The sequence below is a fragment of the Pantoea sp. M_10 genome, from assembly GCF_008631515.1.
Classification (GTDB): Bacteria; Pseudomonadota; Gammaproteobacteria; order Enterobacterales; family Enterobacteriaceae; genus Pantoea; species Pantoea anthophila.
Genome location: NZ_VWUL01000001.1, coordinates 879,428 through 898,660, shown reverse-complemented (window position 1 = coordinate 898,660; position 19,233 = coordinate 879,428). Strand labels below are relative to the sequence as shown.

12 protein-coding genes are annotated in these 19,233 nt (G+C 56.1%); 8 read left to right on the top strand and 4 right to left on the bottom strand.

Annotated features, from left to right (window positions below; translation table 11 throughout):
* Positions 1 to 47 precede the first annotated feature (47 nt).
* The 7 genes from cmoM (at position 48) to F3I47_RS04280 (ending at position 10,706) form a co-directional block, all read left to right on the top strand.
* Positions 48 to 833, top strand: coding sequence for a tRNA uridine 5-oxyacetic acid(34) methyltransferase CmoM (cmoM, locus tag F3I47_RS04310; RefSeq protein ID WP_058957450.1), 786 nt, complete (start codon positions 48 to 50; stop codon positions 831 to 833).
* Positions 830 to 2,152: a chromosome partition protein MukF gene (mukF, locus tag F3I47_RS04305; protein WP_150029721.1), complete on the top strand. Its 1,323-nt coding sequence runs from the start codon at positions 830 to 832 to the stop codon at positions 2,150 to 2,152. Before cmoM ends, mukF begins: the two co-directional genes overlap by 4 nt.
* Entirely contained in the window at positions 2,133 to 2,858 is a 726-nt protein-coding gene (gene mukE, locus F3I47_RS04300; RefSeq protein WP_009091092.1) for a chromosome partition protein MukE, read from the top strand. The genes mukF and mukE overlap by 20 nt, the downstream gene beginning before the upstream one ends.
* On the top strand, positions 2,855 to 7,342 hold the full coding sequence (gene mukB, locus F3I47_RS04295) for a chromosome partition protein MukB (RefSeq protein WP_009091089.1): 4,488 nt from the start codon (positions 2,855 to 2,857) through the stop codon (positions 7,340 to 7,342). Before mukE ends, mukB begins: the two co-directional genes overlap by 4 nt.
* Positions 7,343 to 7,491: 149 nt before the next feature.
* Entirely contained in the window at positions 7,492 to 9,303 is a 1,812-nt protein-coding gene (gene ldtD / locus F3I47_RS04290; RefSeq protein ID WP_150029720.1) for a L,D-transpeptidase, read from the top strand.
* 185 nt (positions 9,304 to 9,488) lie between these two features.
* A complete protein-coding gene (locus F3I47_RS04285) occupies positions 9,489 to 10,037 on the top strand; it encodes a YcbK family protein (protein WP_009091085.1) in 549 nt (182 codons plus the stop codon).
* A 39-nt stretch (positions 10,038 to 10,076) separates the two neighbouring features.
* Positions 10,077 to 10,706 carry an MBL fold metallo-hydrolase gene (locus F3I47_RS04280; protein WP_150029719.1) on the top strand — a complete coding sequence of 210 codons (630 nt, stop codon included), beginning with the start codon at positions 10,077 to 10,079 and terminating at the stop codon, positions 10,704 to 10,706.
* Between the two features lie 61 nt (positions 10,707 to 10,767).
* On the opposite strand, the gene F3I47_RS04275 is transcribed toward F3I47_RS04280, so the two are convergent.
* The 4 genes from F3I47_RS04275 to pncB form a co-directional block, all read right to left on the bottom strand.
* Positions 10,768 to 11,958, bottom strand: coding sequence for an amino acid aminotransferase (locus F3I47_RS04275; RefSeq protein ID WP_009091082.1), 1,191 nt, complete (start codon positions 11,956 to 11,958; stop codon positions 10,768 to 10,770).
* A gap of 233 nt (positions 11,959 to 12,191) precedes the next feature.
* On the bottom strand, positions 12,192 to 13,301 hold the full coding sequence (gene ompF, locus F3I47_RS04270) for a porin OmpF (protein ID WP_009091081.1): 1,110 nt from the start codon (positions 13,299 to 13,301) through the stop codon (positions 12,192 to 12,194).
* A gap of 300 nt (positions 13,302 to 13,601) precedes the next feature.
* Positions 13,602 to 15,002, bottom strand: a complete 1,401-nt coding sequence (gene asnS, locus F3I47_RS04265; RefSeq protein WP_009091079.1) for an asparagine--tRNA ligase — start codon at positions 15,000 to 15,002, stop codon at positions 13,602 to 13,604.
* 158 nt (positions 15,003 to 15,160) lie between these two features.
* The gene (gene pncB / locus F3I47_RS04260; RefSeq protein WP_009091077.1) at positions 15,161 to 16,366 is read right to left on the bottom strand and encodes a nicotinate phosphoribosyltransferase; all 1,206 of its coding nucleotides are present in this window, start codon (positions 16,364 to 16,366) and stop codon (positions 15,161 to 15,163) included.
* Between the two features lie 243 nt (positions 16,367 to 16,609).
* On the opposite strand from pncB, the gene pepN reads away from it, so the two are divergent.
* Positions 16,610 to 19,225, top strand: coding sequence for an aminopeptidase N (gene pepN, locus F3I47_RS04255; protein WP_150029718.1), 2,616 nt, complete (start codon positions 16,610 to 16,612; stop codon positions 19,223 to 19,225).
* Positions 19,226 to 19,233: the final 8 nt, after the last annotated feature.

Here is a 19,233-nt window from a genome sequence, read left to right as displayed (position 1 = left end):
GTGACAAAATAGCACAAGTCTTACCGCAGCATACCGGAGCGCATGCCATGCAGGATCGTAACTTTGACGATCTCGCGGATAAATTTTCGCAAAATATTTACGGCACCACCAAAGGACGGATACGCCAGGCCATTCTCCATGATGAGCTGGCGATGATCCTGCCAGGCCTGTCGCCACATCCGCTCTCCGTGCTGGATGCGGGTGGCGGAATCGGCCAGGTCTCCAGCGGTCTGGCGGCACAGGGCCATCAGGTGCTGCTGTGCGATCTCTCCGGTGAGATGCTGCGCCGGGCGGAAGAAAATGCCACGGCGCAGGGTGTGAGCCACAACATGCAATTCAGACAAATTAGCGCCCAGCAGGTGGGTGAACATTTGGATAAGCCGGTGGATCTGGTATTGTTCCACGCTGTGCTTGAGTGGGTCGCCGAACCGGAGGCGGTGCTGAAAGCGTTGTATGATGTGCTGCGTCCGGGTGGGGTCATGTCACTGATGTTTTACAATCTGCACGGCCTGACACTGCGCACCTTAACGCTGGGCAACTTTGGCTATCTGCGCACCAACCTGACCAAACGCAAAAAGCGCACGCTATCGCCTGACTATCCCCGCGATCCCGATCAGGTTTATCGCTGGCTGGAGGCCTGTGGCTTTGTGATTGAGCGGCGTGCCGGTATCCGGGTTTTCAGCGACTACATGAAACCGCCAAAGGGCGAGCCCAAAAGCGACGACGAAATTATTGAGATGGAGCGGCGTTACTGCCGTCAGGAACCCTTTTTAAGCTTAGGGCGTTACATCCACGTGACCGCGCGTAAACCCGGGCAGAAGGACGAATTATGAGTGAATTTTCCCAGACGGTACCTGAACTGGTATCCTGGGCGCGCCAAAATGACTTTTCCCTTGCGCTGCCAGTGGAACGGCTGGCCTTTTTGCTGGCTATCGCCACCCTCAACGGGGAGCGGATGGACGGCGAAATGAGCGAAGGCGATCTGATTGATGCTTTCCGTCACGTCAGTAAAGCGTTTGAACAAACCCATGAAACCGTGCTGGTTCGCGCCAATAACGCCATCAATGACATGGTGCGACAGCGCCTGCTCAACCGCTTTACCAGCGAACTCACCGAAGGCAACGCCATCTATCGCCTGACGCCGCTGGCGATCGGTATCACCGACTACTACATCCGTCAGCGGGAGTTTTCGACCCTGCGCCTGTCGATGCAGCTCTCCATTGTGGCCAGTGAGCTGAAGCGGGCCGCCGATGCCGCGCAGGAAAATGGCGATGAGTTTCACTGGCACCGTAATGTTTTCGCGCCGCTGAAATATTCGGTGGCAGAGATATTCGACAGCATCGATATGACCCAGCGTCTGATGGATGAGCAGCAGCAGGCGGTCAAAAACGATATCGCCGAGCTGCTGAACAAAGACTGGCGCGCGGCTATCTCCAGCTGCGAAATGCTGCTTTCAGAGACCTCGGGAACCCTGCGCGAACTGCAGGATACGCTCGAAGCTGCGGGTGACAAGCTGCAGGAAAACCTGTTACGCATTCAGGATGCCACGCTGAACAGCCCGGATCTCGGGTTTGTCGACAAGCTGGTGTTTGATCTGCAGAGCAAACTTGACCGAATCACCAACTGGGGCCAGCAGGCGATTGACCTCTGGATCGGCTACGACCGCCACGTCCATAAATTTATTCGTACTGCCATCGACATGGATAAAAACCGCGTCTTTGCGCAGCGTCTGCGGGTATCGGTTCAGAATTACTTCGACGCGCCGTGGGCGCTGACCTATGCCAACGCCGACCGTCTCTATGACATGCGCGATGAGGCCCTGACGCTGCGTAACGACGAAGTCATGGGCGAACTGCCGCCGGAGATGGAGTACGAAGAGATCAACGAAATCCGCGAACAGCTGGCAGCCATGATTGAAGAAGCGCTGCAGGTCTACAAGTTGCAACAAAAACCGCTCAACCTCGCGTCAGTAATGCGCGACTACCTGGCCCAGTATCCCCGCGCCCGTCATTTCGATCTGGCGCGCATTGTGGTGGACCAGGCGGTGCGTCTTGGCGTAGCGGAAGCCGATTTAGCCGGTTTGCCTGTGGAATGGCAAGCCATCAATGATTACGGAGCCAAGGTGCAGGCACATGTCATCGACAAATATTGAACAAGTGATGCCGGTTAAGCTGGCACAGGCACTGGCCAACCCGATTTTCCCTGCGCTGGACAGCCAGTTACGCGCGGGACGCCACATCGGTATTGAAGAGCTGGATAACCATGCTTTTCTGATGGACTACCAGTCGTTTCTCGAAGAGTTTTACAGCCGCTATCACGTGGAGTTAATCCGTGCGCCGGAAGGCTTCTTCTATCTGCGTCCGCGTTCAACCACGCTGATCCCGCGCTCGGTACTCTCTGAGCTGGATATGATGGTCGGGAAAATTCTCTGCTATCTCTATCTCAGCCCGGAACGGCTGGCCAATGAAGGGATTTTCACCCAGCAGGAGCTCTACGATGAACTGCTCTCGCTGGCGGACGAGAACCGGCTGCTGAAGCTGGTGAATCAGCGTTCAACCGGGTCGGATCTGGACCGCACCAAGCTGCAGGAGAAAGTGCGCGCCTCACTGAGCCGTCTGCGCCGTCTCGGCATGGTGTGGTTTTTCGGCAACGACAGCAGCAAATTCCGCATCACGGAATCGGTGTTCCGCTTTGGCGCTGACGTGCGCGGCGGGGATGATGCCCGTGAAGCGCAGCTTCGTCTGATTCGTGACGGGGAAGCGATGCTACTGGAAAACGCCACTGCACCGGTCGACACCGATGAAGGTGACGGGCAGGAGAGCGACGCGAGTGAGAACGCAGAGGAAGAACAGGCATGATTGAGCGCGGAAAGTTTCGTTCGCTTACGCTGATCAACTGGAACGGCTTTTTTGCCCGCACCTTTGATCTTGATGAATTAGTTACCACGCTGTCAGGCGGTAACGGGGCCGGTAAGTCCACCACGATGGCGGCTTTTGTCACCGCGCTGATCCCCGATCTGACACTGCTGCATTTCCGTAATACCACCGAAGCGGGTGCGACCTCCGGGTCGCGCGATAAAGGCCTGCACGGCAAACTGCGCGCCGGCGTCTGCTACTCCATGCTGGATGTGGTGAACTCACGCCACCAGCGTGTGGTGGTGGGTGTTCGCCTGCAGCAGGTCGCCGGCCGGGATAAAAAGGTGGATATCAAGCCGTTCAGCATCCACGGTCTGCCTGCCGACACCAACCCGACCGACATGCTGACTGAAGTGCTGAACAGCCGTCAGGCGCGCGTGTTGCCGCTGAATGAGGTGAAAGAGCGGGTTGAGGCGCAGGAAGGGGTACAGTTCCGCGCCTATAACTCGGTCACTGACTATCACGCCATGATGTTTGATCTGGGTGTGGTGCCGCGTCGTCTGCGCTCCGCCAGCGATCGCAGCAAGTTTTATCGCCTGATCGAAGCCTCGCTCTACGGCGGTATCTCCAGTGCGATTACCCGATCGCTGCGTGATTACCTGCTGCCTGAAAACAGCGGCGTGCGCAAAGCCTTCCAGGATATGGAAGCCGCACTGCGCGAGAACCGCATGACGCTGGAGGCAATCCGCGTAACTCAGTCCGATCGCGATCTGTTTAAACACCTGATCTCTGAGGCGACCAGTTACGTTTCGGCTGACTACATGCGCCATGCTAACGAGCGTCGGGTTCATCTCGACAGCGCGTTACAGCTGCGCAATGAACTGTTCAGCAGCCGCAAGCAACTCGCCACCGAGCAGTATCGTCATGTTGAAATGGCGCGCGAACTGGCTGAGCACAGCGGCGCCGAAAACGATCTCGAAGTCGATTATCAGTCCGCCAGCGATCACCTTAACCTTGTGCAGACGGCGATGCGTCAGCAGGAGAAGATTGAACGCTACGATGCCGATATCGAAGACCTGACGCTGCGGCTGGAAGAGCAGACCGAAGTGGTGGCCGAAGCGCGTGAGATTCAGGAAGAGAACGAAGCGCGGGCTGAAGCGGCTGAGCTGGAAGTGGATGAGCTGAAAAGTCAGCTGGCCGATTTCCAGCAGGCGCTCGACGTGCAGCAAACCCGCGCCATTCAGTATCAGCAGGCACTGCAGGCACTGGAGCGCGCCCGTACCCTTTGTCAGTTGCCCGACCTGAGCATCGACAATGCAGCCGAATGGCAGGAGAGCTTCCAGGCTAAAGAGGAGGAGGCGACAGAGCACCTGCTGCGTCTTGAGCAGAAGCTGAGCGTGGCGGAAGCGGCGCACAGTCAGTTTGAACAGGCGCTGGCGCTGGTGACCAGCATCGCCGGTGAGGTGAGTCGTCAGGATGCCTGGCAAACCGGCCGCGAACTGCTGCGGGATGCCAGCAATCAGCGCCATCACGCCGAACAGCTCTCCTCGCTGCGTCTGCGTCTCAATGAACTGGAACAGCGGCTGCGCGAGCAGCATGAGGCTGAGCGTCTGCTGGCCGAGTTCTGCAAGCGTCAGGGGCAGCACTACGACGCGGATGCGCTGGCTGGCCTGCAGCAGGAGCTGGAAGCGCAGATCGAACAGCTGAACAGCAGCGTGGCTGACGCGGGTGAGCAGCGCATGAAGATGCGCCAGGAGCTCGAACAGCTGCGTGAACGTATTACAGGCCTGACGGCGCGCGCGCCGCACTGGCTCGCCGCCCAGGAGATCCTGACGCAGCTCAGCGAACAGACCGGCCAGGCGCTGAACAGCAGCCAGGATGTCACCGAGTACATGCAGCAGTTGCTGGAACAGGAGCGTGAAACTACCGTCGAGCGCGACGAAGTGGCAGCACGTAAACGCGACATCGAGCAGCAGATTGAACGGCTCAGTCAGCCGGGCGGTGCTGAGGATGCGCGTCTGACCCAGCTGGCAGAACGTTTTGGCGGCGTGCTGCTGTCAGAGATTTACGATGATGTGACCCTGGACGATGCGCCGTACTTCTCGGCGCTCTATGGCCCGTCACGTCACGCGATCGTTGTACCTGATCTTTCACGGGTGCGCGAGTTGCTGGACGGACTGGAAGAGTGCCCGGAAGATCTCTATCTGATCGAGGGCGATCCGCAGTCATTCGACGACAGCGTCTTCAGTGTTGATGAGCTGCAGAATGCGGTCGTGGTAAAAGTGGCTGAGCGTCAGTGGCGCTACTCCCGCTTCCCGAAAATACCGCTGTTTGGCCGCGCGGCGCGTGAAAATCAGCTTGAGCTGCTGCATCTGGAGCGCGACAAGCTGGCGGAACGCTACGCGACCCTGTCGTTCGATGTGCAGAAAACGCAGCGTCTGCATCAGTCCTTCAGTCGCTTTATCGGCAGTCATCTGGCCGTCGCCTTTGATGCCGACCCGGAAGCGCAGATTCGTCAGCTGGGCGCGCGTCGCGGGGAGCTGGAGCGGGCACTCAATCAGCATGAAAGTAACAATCAGCAGCAGCGTCAGCAGTATGAGCTGGCGAAAGAGGGCGTATCGCAGTTAAACCGCCTGCTGCCGCGCGTTAATCTGCTGCTGGATGACACTCTGGCCGATCGCTGCGAAGAGATTCGTGAGCAGGTAGATGCCGCTCAGGATGCGGCGCGCTTCCTGCATCAGCATGGCGCTAAGCTGGCGAAACTGGAACCGATCATCGCGGTTCTGCAGAGCGACCCGGAACAGCACGAACAGCTGCAGGCGGACTATCAGCAGGCGCAGCAGCAGCAGCGCAACGCCCGTCAGCAGGCATTTGCCCTGACCGAGGTGGTGCAGCGTCGTGCTCACTTCAGTTATGACGATTCAGCCAGCATGCTCAGTGGCAACAATGACCTCAGCGACAAGCTGCGTCAGCGCCTGGAGCAGGCTGAAGGCGAGCGCAGTCGTTGCCGTGAACGTCTGCGTGAACATCAGGCACAGCTGACCCAATATGCTCAGCTGCTGGCCTCGCTGAAAAGCGCCTGGGATGCCAAGCGCGACATGCTGAAAGAGCTGCAGCAGGAGATGCAGACGATTGGCGTCCATGCGGACAGCAGCGCAGAAGCGCGGGCGCGGGCGCGTCGCGATGAGCTTTATACCGCACTGAGCCACAACCGCGCACGCCGGAATCAGCTGGAGAAACAGCTGACCTTCTGCGAAGCGGAGATGGATAATCTGCAGAAGCGACTGCGCCAGCTGGAACGCCAGTATCATCAGGTGCGTGAACAGGTGGTCAGCGCGAAAGCGGGCTGGTGCACGGTGCTGCGTCTGGTCAAAGAGAATGGCGTGGAGCGCCGTCTGCATCGTCGTGAACTCGCCTACATGAGTGGCGATGAACTGCGTTCGATGTCGGATAAGGCGCTGGGTGCGCTGCGTCTGGCGGTGGCGGACAATGAGCATCTGCGCGACGTGCTGCGGCTGTCGGAAGATCCGAAACGTCCGGAACGTAAAATTCAGTTCTTTATCGCCGTTTATCAGCATCTGCGTGAGCGTATTCGTCAGGACATTATCCGGACTGACGATCCGGTGGAAGCGATTGAGCAGATGGAGATTGAGCTGAATCGCCTGACGGAAGAGCTGACCGCGCGTGAGCAGATGCTGGCTATCAGTTCTCGCAGTGCGGCAAACATCATCCGTAAAACCATCCAGCGTGAACAGAACCGTATCCGTCAGCTGAATCAGGGCCTGCAGACCGTCAGCTTTGGTCAGGTGCGCAGCGTACGTCTCAACGTTAACGTTCGCGAAACCCATGCCATGCTGCTGGATACGCTGTCGGAAGAGCATGAACAGCATCAGGACCTCTTCAACAGTAACCGTCTGACCTTCTCAGAGGCGCTGGCGAAGCTCTATCAGCGTCTGAACCCGCATATCGATATGGGTCAGCGGACGCCGCAGACTATCGGTGAGGAGCTGCTGGACTACCGCAACTATCTGGAGATGGAGGTGGAAGTTAACCGCGGTTCGGATGGCTGGCTGCGTGCAGAAAGTGGCGCACTCTCAACCGGTGAAGCGATCGGCACCGGGATGTCGATTCTGGTGATGGTCGTGCAGAGCTGGGAAGAGGAGTCACGCCGTCTGCGTGGCAAGGATATCTCACCTTGCCGCCTGCTGTTCCTGGATGAAGCGGCCCGTCTGGATGCCCGCTCTATCGCCACGCTGTTTGAGCTGTGTGAACGTCTGGAGATGCAGCTGGTGATTGCTGCGCCGGAGAACATCAGCCCGGAGAAAGGCACGACTTACAAACTGATGCGTAAGGTGTTTAATAACACCGAGCACGTGCATGTCGTCGGCCTGCGTGGATTTGCGGCCGATCCGGTGCCCACTCGCGCCGGGAGCGGGGAGGCCGCTCTGCCCGATCTGACCACTGAAAAATCTCAGGCTGAGACGTAGTCAAAAACCGAACCATTGGTTAATCTGGAAACGGCATTTGTCGCATGAGGCAAATGCCGTTTTTGTTTGTATACTCAACATAATGAGTCACAGCCCGATCGCAGCGGATACAGGGAACGCTGCGCAGTTAAGAAGATAAGGGGGCAGGGATGTTGCTGGCAAAAAAGGTTAATCATCATCGTGTTATATCATTGTTAGCGCTGGCGCTAACGGTTGTTCCATTTACGCTACCACAGGCCGCTGTTATCGCCGCGATGCCCGGCACCGCGCACGCGTCAGTTTCGGTTTCCGACAGTCAGCAACGTATCCGCCAGGCGTTTTCCAGCGCCGATCAGCCATTTTATCTTGCGCCGCTGGCGACGCTGTATGCGTCCCGCCACATGCAGCCGCTCTGGCAGGATGAGCAGGCGGTTCAGAAGTTTCAGCAGCAGCTGGCTGAGGTGGCGCTCTCTGGCGTCCAGCCGCAGTTCACGCGCTGGGTTGACCGTCTGACTAACCCGGCTATCACCGGCTTTGCCCGTGACGTGACCCTCTCCGACGCCATGCTGGGCTACCTGCAGTTTGTCTCTAACGTGCCGACGCAGGGGGAAACCTGGCTCTACAGTAATGTTCCCTACAGGCTGACACAGCCGTCGGTGGCCGTGGTAAATCAGTGGCAGAATGCGGTCAATGCGGGCGCGAGCAGTACGTTTGTTGCTTCCCTGCAGCCGCAGCATCCTCAGTATCAGCCGATGCACGCTGCGCTGAAAGCGCTGCTCAGTGATAAACAGCCCTGGCCGCAGCTGAAGAACAGCGAAACGCTGCGTCCGGGGCAGGTCAGTGACGATGTCCCCGCACTGCGTGAAATTCTGCAGCGCAGCGGCATGCTGACCGCACAGAGCAACGCACCGGCTCCGGATGATGATGCCGTGCCGGTCGCTCCTTCACCGGTAACCCGCAGCGATCAGCCGGTGGCAGTGAGTCCTTCCGCTACGCCGGTCAACGATCTGCCTGCGCCATCGCCGCAGTCACCCGGCAACGTTCAGAGCCAGACGCTGGAAGGCAACACCGCCAATGTCTATGACGAGACGCTGGTGGCGGCGGTCAAACGTTTTCAGCAGTGGCAGGGACTGGATGGCGATGGCGCTATCGGTGCCAGAACGCGGCAGTGGCTGAACGTCTCACCCCAGATGCGCGCTTCGTTACTGGCGCTGAATATTCAGCGACTGCGCCTGCTGCCGGATGATATGCACAACGGCATTATGGTCAACATCGCCAACTACTCGCTGATCTATTACAACAACGGCAACAAGATCCTCTCTTCCCGGGTCATTGTCGGGCGTCCCGATCGTAAAACACCACTGATGCGCAGCGCGCTCAATAATGTGGTGCTCAATCCGCCGTGGAATGTGCCGACGACGCTGGTGCGCAAAGATATCATCCCTAAAGTGAAACAGGACCCCACCTATCTCTACAAGCACGGTTATACCCTGCTGTCGGGCTGGAGTGCTGATGCTGAAGTGATCGATCCCAGCATGATCGACTGGCGCATGGTTTCCGCTGCATCCTTCCCTTACCGGATGATTCAGGCTCCGGGTCAGACGAATGCGCTGGGCCGATACAAATTCAACATGCCTAGTTCGGATGCCATCTATCTGCATGACACGCCAAACCATAACCTATTTCAGCGTGATATTCGTGCACTCAGCTCAGGCTGCGTGCGTGTGAATAAGGCATCAGAACTGGCCGGGTTGTTACTGCAGGATGCAGGCTGGAACGACTCCCGTATTTCCAGCACCCTGAAAGAGGGGGATACCCGTTATGTGCCGATTCGCCATCGCATCCCGGTCAATCTCTATTACCTTACGGCCTGGGTTGCTGATGATGGCAAGCCGCAGTTCCGAACAGATATTTACAATTATGATGACACCGCCCGTTCGGGCAGTCAGGCACTGAGCCGGGCCAAACAGTTATTGCTCTAGTGATTGATTTTAAATCGTTAGCGGCGCACCTGGCACCGTAAGAAATATCCTCTGAGGGCGATTCCTTCGGGAATCGCCTCTCAAACACGCCCCAGATGGGTTGACGCTTACCTGAGAGAAAGTTATGGTTCGGCCTGTGCGCTTTTTGCACATTTCTATGGCTTCACTCTCAGGTAAACCGCTACATGTCTACTATTGATTCTTTTCGTCGCAACCTGCTGCTTTGCGGTAGTGCCGCCGCTGGACTGGCATTATTGCCCGCTTCTGCAAGGGCTTCGCTTTCAACATCTCGCCCGCGTGTATTGATGCTTAACAATCTTCACACCGGTGAAACCCTTAAAACTGAATTTTTTAATGGTAAGAGTTACGACAAGGATGAGTTGACACGATTAAATCACTTTTTCCGTGACTACCGCGCCAATAAAGTGAAAAGCATTGATCCGCACCTCTTCGATCAGATTTTCCGCCTGCAGGCACTGCTCGGTACGCGCAAACCTGTCCAGCTGGTCTCGGGCTACCGTTCACTGGCGACCAACAATATGTTACGTGAGAGCGGTCCGGGAGTCGCGAAGCATAGCTATCACACCAAAGGCCAGGCGATGGATTTCCATATTGAAGGGGTTTCATTAGCCAATGTACGTAAAGCGGCGTTATCTCTGCGTGCGGGTGGTGTAGGATATTATCCCCGCAGTAACTTTGTACATATTGATACCGGTCCGATCAGGCACTGGTAACGACACCGGCGACGCTGCGTGAGCCGGTCATGGAGCGTTATGAACTACCACATTATTCCTGTTACAGCCTTTGCCCAGAACTGTTCCGTTATCTGGTGCGACACCACCCGTGAAGCGGCTCTGGTCGATCCAGGCGGCGATGCCGATCTGATCAAACAAACGCTGGAACAGCTCAGACTCAGACCCGCTCAGATTCTGCTGACCCATGTGCATCTCGATCACGTCGGAGCCGCGGTCGAACTGGCGGCTTACTATCAGATCCCTATTGTCGGGCCACAAAAGCGGGATGCTTTCTGGCTGGAGGCGCTGCCCACGCAGAGCCGGATGTTCGGACTGGAAGAGTGCGCCCCTTTCACGCCGGATCGCTGGCTGGAGGAGGGGGAGAGTGTGCAGGTCGGGCTGACTACGCTGGAGGTCCTGCACTGCCCGGGCCATTCACCTGGTCATGTGGTTTTCTTTGACCGTCCCGGAAAGCTGCTGATTTCAGGTGATGTGATTTTTAATGGCGGCGTGGGACGAACAGACTTCCCGCAGGGCGATCATCAGCAGTTAATTAAGGCGATTCACACTAAATTACTGCCGCTAGGCGATGATGTGACTTTTCTGCCCGGTCACGGCCCGATCTCCACACTGGGACAGGAACGCATCAGCAATCCTTTCCTGCAGTAAATCAGACCTTTTGCTGCCATAAAAAATGGGCCCTCAGGCCCATTTTTGTTTATCGCCTGCCTCAGAGCACCGCGACAATCGCTTCGCACAGCGCCGACATGTTGTCCGGCGTCATGCCCGCCACATTCACGCGGCCAGAGTTAACGGCATACACAGCGAACTCTTCACGCAGGCGAATAACCTGCTCTTTGGTTAAGCCGCTGAATGAGAACATGCCGTTTTGCTTAATGATAAAGCTGAAGTCACGCTGCGCACCTTTCTCTGCCAGCGTGTTAACAAACAGCTGACGCATACGCTGAATGCGCTGACGCATGTCCGACAGCTCCTGCTCCCAGATGGTCCGCAGCGCGTCGTTACTCAGAATCGTCGCGACGACGGCCGCACCATGCGCCGGGGGATTGGAGTAGTTGGCACGAATGGTGTATTTCACCTGACTGAATGCGGTTTCTGCTACGCCGGCGTCGGCCGCTACCAGCGTGATGGCCCCCACGCGCTCATTGTAGAGACCAAAATTCTTCGAGTATGAGCTGGCGACGATCAGCTCCTGATGTGACGCGGCGAAAATACGCAGGCCTTCGGCATCTTCGTCCAGACCACGGGCAAAGCCCTGGTAAGCGAAGTCGAACAGCGGTAGCCAGCCATTTGCCTGTGAGATCTCTGCCAGCTTCTGCCACTGCTCCGCTGTCGGATCGATACCGGTCGGGTTATGGCAGCAGCCGTGGAAAAGCACCACATCGCCAGGCTGAACCTGACTCAGCGACGCCAGCATTCCCTCAAAATCAAGCGTATGGTTTGCTGCGTCATAATAGTGATATTCACACACCTCAAGACCGGCAGCATTGAACACATTTTTATGATTCGGCCAGCTGGGATTGCTGATCCAGACCCGTTTTACCGCCGTCTGCGTGGCCAGAAAATCTGCCGCAATGCGCAGCGCGCCTGTGCCACCTGGCGTCTGTGCCGTACGTGCACGGCGCGCGCTAATCAGTGGGCTGTCATTGCCGAACAGCAGGGCCTGCGTGCAGCGCGCGAAATCCGCCAGACCATCAATGCTGAGATAGTTTTTGGTGGTTTCGTTTTCCAGCAGATACTGCTCAGCCTTTTTAACACTGGTCAGCACCGGAGTCTTGCCGGTTTCGTCTTTATAGACGCCGATACCCAGATTGATTTTTTCAGGGCGGTCATCAGCACGAAACAGATCGGCGAGCCCGAGGATAGGATCGGCGGGTGCAGCAGAGATCGATTCAAACATGTGTCAGGTCCATTAGCGTGAACGTTTGCAAGAGGGCTCTCAGGTTAACGTCCGGCCAGGCAAATGCCAACCGTTTGCGAATCAAAATGCTCTATTTTGCGGTGCGGATTGCGCGACGGGGAGATAAAGACGTTAACGTGGGGCGGGAGGGAGTTAAGCAGCGCAGAGGTTGTAATTAACAGCCATAAAAAAACGGGGCCGTGGCCCCGTTTTTCAACATGTTGAAAGCAGGATTAGAACTGGTAAACCAGGCCTACACCCACCACGTCGTCTGTATTGATACCGAGTGGGTTGTTGTCATCCAGCTGGTTGATTTTGTAATCAACATAGGTAGACATGTTTTTGTTGAAGTAGTAAGTCGCGCCAACATCGATGTATTTAACCAGGTCAGCATCGCCCACGCCTTCGATGTCCTTGCCTTTAGACTGAACGTAGGCGAGGGATGGACGCAGACCGAAGTCGAACTGATACTGTGCTACCAGCTCAATGTTCTGAGCTTTATTTGCGAACGCTGTAAAGTCACCTGAGTTGATAGGTGTAGAGTTGCGGGTCTCACCATACATTGCAGCTAAGTAAACATTGTTAGCATCATATTTCAGAGCAGTTGCCCAGTTTTCAGCACGCTTACCTTCGCCAATACCAGTAGCTACGTTGGTATCAGTGTCAGTATTACGAACAGTGCCCGCTGCCTGTGCATTGGTACGGTCGCTGCTGCTATAAGCTGCTGCGAAGCCTACACCGATAGGTGAAACGTAGGTTGTTGACACACCATAGCCATCACCATTAGCACGACGAATGTCAGCACGATCATTTTTACCCTGATACTGAGCAGCAAAGTCCCAGCCATCTACCAGGCCAAAGAAGTTGGTATTGCGGTAGGTCAGCAGACCGGTGCTACGACCGTTCATGAAGTTATCTGAGTATCCGGAGTCGCCACCGAACTCTGGCAGCATATCGGTCCAGCCGATTGCATCGTAAACCACACCGTAGTTACGGCCGTAGTCGATTGAGCCCGCGTCACCGAATTTCAGACCGGCAAAGCCCAGACGGGTCTTGTTGCCGTCCTGTGCGTCTGAACCTTCAGAGTTGTTCGCCTGAATGTTGTATTCCCACTGGCCGTAACCGGTCAGCTGGTCATTAATCTGAGTTTCACCCTTAAAGCCAAAGCGAACATAAGAATTGTCGCCGTTGTTGCTATCGTCATCAGAGAAGTAATGCAGACCAACAGCTTTACCGTACAGGTCCAGTTTGTTGCCGTCTTTGTTATAGATTTCTGCAGCATTGGCTGCGCCGGCGGCTAACAGAGCAGGGATAACCACTGCCAGAATATTGCGCTTCATCATTATTCATTACCCTCATTGGAGTTATTTGTACACCTGCCACTGCCGTAAGGAAATCTTTACAGAACCCTCAACGAAGTTTGGTGTCTTCCTGTGTCTGCACGCATCTTTCCATCCCCCCCGCCGTAATTCTAGCGCGAAAATGCTACTAAACTCGTAATCTGGTTTCTAAAGGAAAATATGTATTACAAAGTGTAAAAAAGACGGAACTTTGTGAGAGAACTCAAAATTTACAAAAATAAAAAAAGGCCGGCAGTGCCGACCTCTTTATATATATGATTTTCTTATATTTAATGCCGAATGTCAGAAACTCGCATTACGTGGGGTGCGTGGGAAGGGGATAACGTCCCTGACATTTTGTACGCCGGTAACATAGGCGATTAAACGTTCAAAGCCCAGACCAAAGCCAGAATGCGGAACGGTGCCATAGCGACGCAGGTCACGATACCACCAGTAATCCTCTTTATTCAGCCCCATCTCTTCCAGACGCGCATCCAGCACATCCAGACGCTCTTCACGCTGTGAACCGCCGATGATCTCACCAATGCCCGGCGCCAGAACGTCCATCGCCGCCACGGTTTTGCCATCCTCGTTCAGGCGCATATAGAACGCCTTAATATCTTTCGGGTAGTTTTTCACAACCACTGGCGCTTTGAAGTGTTTCTCTGCCAGATAACGCTCGTGTTCAGAGGAAAGGTCGATACCCCAGGACACCGGATTCTCGAAGGTCTGACCGCAGTTCTTCAGGATCTCAATCGCATCGGTGTAGTCGACCTGAGCAAAATCGGTAGTGATGAAACGCTGCAGGCGTTCAACAGCCTCTTTATCGACACGCTCAGCAAAGAAGGCCATGTCGTCAGCGCGCTCTTCCAGCACCGCGTTAAACACATATTTCAGCATGGCTTCGGCCAGTGCTGCGGCATCATCCAGCGAAGCAAACGCAATTTCCGGCTCCAGCATCCAGAATTCCGCCAGGTGACGGCTGGTGTTAGAGTTTTCGGCGCGGAAGGTCGGACCAAAGGTGTAAATCTTCGACAGGGCGCTGGCATAGGTTTCACCGTTCAGCTGACCTGATACGGTCAGGAATGCCTCTTTGCCAAAGAAATCTTCAGCGAAATCGACTTTGCCCTGATCGTCACGCGGCAGGTTTTCCAGATCCAGCGTCGAAACGCGGAACATCTCGCCTGCGCCTTCGGTGTCTGACGCGGTGATCAGCGGGGTGGAGACCCAGAAATAGCCATTTTCATGGAAGAAACGGTGCAGCGCCTGCGCCAGAGTATGGCGGACGCGGGCAACCGCGCCAATCAGGTTGGTGCGCGGACGCAGGTGAGCCACTTCACGCAGATACTCAATGCTGTGGCGCTTAGCCGCCATCGGGTAGCTGTCCGGATCTTCCACCCAGCCCACCACTTCCAGATGGGTCGCCTGGATCTCAAACGCCTGGCCCTGACCCGGCGAAGCCACCACTTTACCGGTGACGATAACCGAACAGCCCGTGGTCAGACGCAGCACTTCATCCTGATAATTATTCAGAGAATTATTGACGACAGCCTGAACGGGATTAAAGCAGGAGCCGTCATACACGGCGATGAAGGAAAGACCGGCTTTGGAATCTCTTCGGGTACGCACCCAACCACGTACGGTGACTTCACTGTCAACCGCGACGCGACCGTGCAGTACGTCCGCTACAGGCACTACGCTCATAAATATCTCTCTATATAGAAGAAGTGAGTAAAAAAAGTTGCCCCATCCGGGGTTTTGCTATGTTACTTGCGAGTCTTCAGGAAACAAGCAAAATTCAGGCTGAAAACAGATTTATTACAGCAGAGGCGGGGCGTATTGACGCCCCGATAAGAGGGGATTTAACTCGCTTTTTTCACCAGCGGCAGGTCAAAGGCTTTACGCAGCGCTCTGACAAAGGCTTTGTCCTGACAAATCGTTTTACCCGGGCTGTCGGAGAGTTTTGCCACCGGTTTACCGTTGCACTGCACCAGTTTAATGACGATATTCAGTGGCGTGACGCCCGGAATATCGCAGGTCAGGCGGGTGCCGATACCGAAAACCACATTCGTTCGCTGACCAAAATGGCGGTAAAGCGCCAGCGCTTTATCGAGATTCAGATTGTCAGAAAAGACCAGATTTTTGCTTAAGGGATCGATACCCAGCTTCTGATAGTGGGCGAGTGCTTTCTCACCCCATTCAACCGGATCGCCGGAATCGTGGCGCAGACCCTGATAACGGCGGGCGAACACCGGGCCAAAGTCGCGCAGGAACGCATCCATGGCGATACAGTCGGTCAGCGCAATACCCAGCTGGTCGTCATACTCATCCAGCCACGCCTGCAGTGCTGCCCGCTGGCTGTTTGCCAGAACGGGACTGATCTGCTGGAACGCCTGAAACCACTCGTGCGCCTGGGTGCCCACTGGCGTGAGTGACAGGCGGCGCGCCAGGTCATAGTTACTGGTACCAATCAGCCAGGGGAAATCCTGTTTCAGCGTTGCGACAATCGACTGCTGCACATCCTGTGAATAGCGACGGCGGGTGCCGAAATCCATCAGGCGGAAGCGTGACATGTCGAGGTCGGCCACCTGCGCGTTAAAGTCGCTGAGCTTATGATGCAGGTGGTCAATCGCCTGCTGAGTGGTGACCTGCGGTGTGCGATGACGATGCACAATCTCGCTGATCAGCGCCAGCAGCGGCACCTCCCACAGTATTACTTCACGCCACGGCCCCTGAATACGGAGATCCAGCTTGCCGTGGTGATTGCGCACCTCAACCTGCTCCGGTTTGTAGCGGAACTGGCGAAGCCAGCTCAGGTAATCTTCGCGAAAGAAGGGAAGATGAGACAACCAGGTCGCTTCATCTTCAGTCAGCGCCAGATTTTGCATTGCGGTTATCGCGTCACGAATTTCGTCAGCGTAGAGACCCAGCAGTTCGTCGCCGCGGCAGCGAAACTCCGCCGTCACCGTTACGTCGTGGTAGCGGTGGAAAACGGCCTGCTGCATATGGAGCTTATAGGCGTCCGTATCCAGCAGCGAGGTCAGTATCGGGGAAGCATGTCCTGTCATGGCGCGTTTCAGCATCCTGTTCGGTGGCGCAGAGCCCGGTGTTGTACACAGTCATAAAGACGCAAAAGTATAATTCACTATCTGACGCCGATCACAGCATATTTCAGTCCGGCGGGTCGAGGCCAATCTGTGCCTTTGTTAACAAACTGTAGACATTTCACCCTTTAGCTGCATTGTGCGTGGCAAGCTTGTTGTAACAAGCTTAGACTTTGCCGGTAAACTTATAACAACGCGAGACGGAATATGACGCAACAGCCCCAAATCAAGTATCGCCACGATTACCGTGCGCCTGATTACACCATCACCGACATCGATTTAACCTTTGAACTGGATGCGTCGACCACCCGCGTAACGGCCATCAGCCAGGTCAAACGGCTGGGCGACAGCCAGGCTGAGCTGCGCCTGGACGGAGAGGCGTTAACGCTGATTGCGCTGGAAATCGACGGGCAGCCCTGGACGGCGTTCCGTGAAGAAGAGGGGGCGCTGGTCATCAGTCAACTGCCGGAAAGCTTCACCCTGAAAATCATCAACGATATTCATCCGGATCAGAACACCGCGCTGGAAGGACTGTACAAATCGGGTGAGGCGCTCTGCACGCAGTGCGAAGCTGAAGGCTTCCGTCATATTACCTGGTATCTCGATCGCCCGGATGTGCTGGCGCGTTTTACTACCACCATTTATGCCGATGGCAATCGCTATCCCTACCTGCTCTCCAACGGTAACCGGATCGACGGCGGCCAGGACGATCAGGGGCGCAACTGGGTGAAGTGGCAGGACCCGTTCCCGAAACCCTGCTATCTCTTTGCGCTGGTGGCGGGCGACTTCGACGTGCTGCGCGACAGCTTTACCACCCGCTCAGGCCGTGATGTGGCGCTGGAGATCTTCGTCGACCGCGGCAATCTCGACCGCGCTGACTGGGCGATGACCTCGCTGAAAAACAGCATGAAGTGGGATGAGGAGCGTTTCGGTCTGGAGTATGACCTCGACATCTTTATGATCGTGGCAGTGGACTTCTTTAATATGGGGGCGATGGAAAACAAAGGCCTCAACGTCTTTAACGCCAAATATGTGCTGGCCAAAGCTGAAACCGCGACCGACAAAGATTATCTTGGTATTGAAGCCGTAATCGGTCATGAATATTTCCATAACTGGACCGGTAACCGTGTGACCTGCCGCGACTGGTTCCAGCTCAGCCTGAAAGAGGGGCTGACGGTCTTCCGCGATCAGGAGTTCAGCTCCGATCTGGGCTCGCGCGCGGTGAACCGCATCGATAATGTGCGCATCGTTCGTGGTGCACAGTTCGCCGAAGATGCCAGCCCGATGGCGCACCCGATCCGCCCGGATCAGGTGATCGAAATGAACAACTTCTACACCCTGACCGTGTATGAAAAGGGATCGGAAGTGATCCGCATGATGCACACGCTGCTGGGTGAGGAGAATTTCCAGAAAGGCATGCAGCTCTATTTTGAGCGCCACGACGGCAGCGCGGCAACCTGTGATGATTTTGTTCAGGCGATGGAAGATGCTTCAAACGTCGACCTGTCGCAGTTCCGCCGCTGGTACAGCCAGTCGGGTACACCGGTCCTGACGGTCCGTGACGACTATAATCCGGAGCTGGAACAGTACACTCTGCATGTTACCCAGCACACGCCAGCCACCGCCGACCAGAAAGAGAAGCTGCCGCTACACATTCCGCTGGATATCGAACTCTATGATGGCGAAGGCAAGGTGATCCCGCTGCAGCATAATGGTCAGCCGGTGCATCATGTGCTGAATGTTACCGAGGAGTTCCAGACCTTTATTTTCGACAACGTCTACTTCCAGCCGGTGCCGTCGCTGCTGCGTGAATTCTCTGCGCCGGTGAAGCTCGACTATAAGTGGAGTGACGCGCAGCTTACCTTCCTGATGCGCCATGCCCGCAACGACTTTTCCCGCTGGGATGCGGCTCAGAGCCTGCTGGCTACCTATATCCGCCTCAATGTCGCCCGCTATCAGCAGGGTCAGCATCTGTCGCTGCCGCTTCACGTCGCCGACGCATTCCGCGCAGTGCTGCTTGATACCGACTGCGACCCGGCCCTGACCGCGCTGATCATGACGCTGCCGTCAGAAAATGAGATTGCCGAGCTGTTTGACGTTATCGATCCGCAGGCCATCTCACTGGTGCGGGATGCGCTGCAGCGTACGCTGGCGCGCGAACTGGCCGATGAATTCTTTGCGATTTACAACGCCAATCAGCAGCCCGAGTACCGGGTGGAGCATGAGGCGATTGGTCAGCGCAGCCTGAAAAATATCTGCCTGACCTATCTCGCCTTCAGCGATGCGCAGCTGGCGGACAAACTGGTGCAGGCGCAGTATCAGCAGGCGACCAACATGACTGATGCGCTGGCCGCTCTTTCTGCCGCTGTGGCGGCGCAGCTGCCGTGCCGCGATGCGCTGCTGGCGGCGTATGATGAGCGCTGGCATCAGGATGGTCTGGTCATGGACAAATGGTTTGTGCTGCAGGCGACCAGCCCGGCTGCCAACGTGATGCGCAACGTGCGTCAGCTTCTGACGCATCGCTCCTTCACGATGAGTAACCCGAACCGTGTTCGCTCGCTGGTGGGTGCCTTTGCCTCCGCGAACCCTGCTGCTTTCCATGCAAAAGATGGCAGCGGCTATAAGTTCCTGGTCGAGATGCTGACTGACCTCAACACCCGTAATCCGCAGGTGGCGGCACGGATGGTGGAGCCGCTGATTCGCCTGAAACGCTATGACGAAACGCGTCAGGAGATGATGCGCGAGGCGCTGGAAGAACTGCTGACGCTGGATAAACTCTCTGGCGATCTCTACGAGAAAATCACCCGGGCGCTGAACGCCTGATAATAAAA

What these genes read in the sequence shown, in the direction of transcription:
- mukE (WP_009091092.1), top strand. Translation starts at nt 2,133, where the DNA reads ATGTCATCGACAAATATTGAACAAGTGATGCCGGTTAAGCTGGCACAG.
- F3I47_RS04285 (WP_009091085.1), top strand. Translation starts at nt 9,489, where the DNA reads ATGTCTACTATTGATTCTTTTCGTCGCAACCTGCTGCTTTGCGGTAGT.
- asnS (WP_009091079.1), bottom strand. Translation starts at nt 15,002, where the DNA reads ATGAGCGTAGTGCCTGTAGCGGACGTACTGCACGGTCGCGTCGCGGTT.
- cmoM (WP_058957450.1), top strand. Translation starts at nt 48, where the DNA reads ATGCAGGATCGTAACTTTGACGATCTCGCGGATAAATTTTCGCAAAAT.
- pepN (WP_150029718.1), top strand. Translation starts at nt 16,610, where the DNA reads ATGACGCAACAGCCCCAAATCAAGTATCGCCACGATTACCGTGCGCCT.
- ompF (WP_009091081.1), bottom strand. Translation starts at nt 13,301, where the DNA reads ATGATGAAGCGCAATATTCTGGCAGTGGTTATCCCTGCTCTGTTAGCC.
- pncB (WP_009091077.1), bottom strand. Translation starts at nt 16,366, where the DNA reads ATGACAGGACATGCTTCCCCGATACTGACCTCGCTGCTGGATACGGAC.
- F3I47_RS04275 (WP_009091082.1), bottom strand. Translation starts at nt 11,958, where the DNA reads ATGTTTGAATCGATCTCTGCTGCACCCGCCGATCCTATCCTCGGGCTC.
- mukF (WP_150029721.1), top strand. Translation starts at nt 830, where the DNA reads ATGAGTGAATTTTCCCAGACGGTACCTGAACTGGTATCCTGGGCGCGC.
- mukB (WP_009091089.1), top strand. Translation starts at nt 2,855, where the DNA reads ATGATTGAGCGCGGAAAGTTTCGTTCGCTTACGCTGATCAACTGGAAC.
- F3I47_RS04280 (WP_150029719.1), top strand. Translation starts at nt 10,077, where the DNA reads ATGAACTACCACATTATTCCTGTTACAGCCTTTGCCCAGAACTGTTCC.
- ldtD (WP_150029720.1), top strand. Translation starts at nt 7,492, where the DNA reads ATGTTGCTGGCAAAAAAGGTTAATCATCATCGTGTTATATCATTGTTA.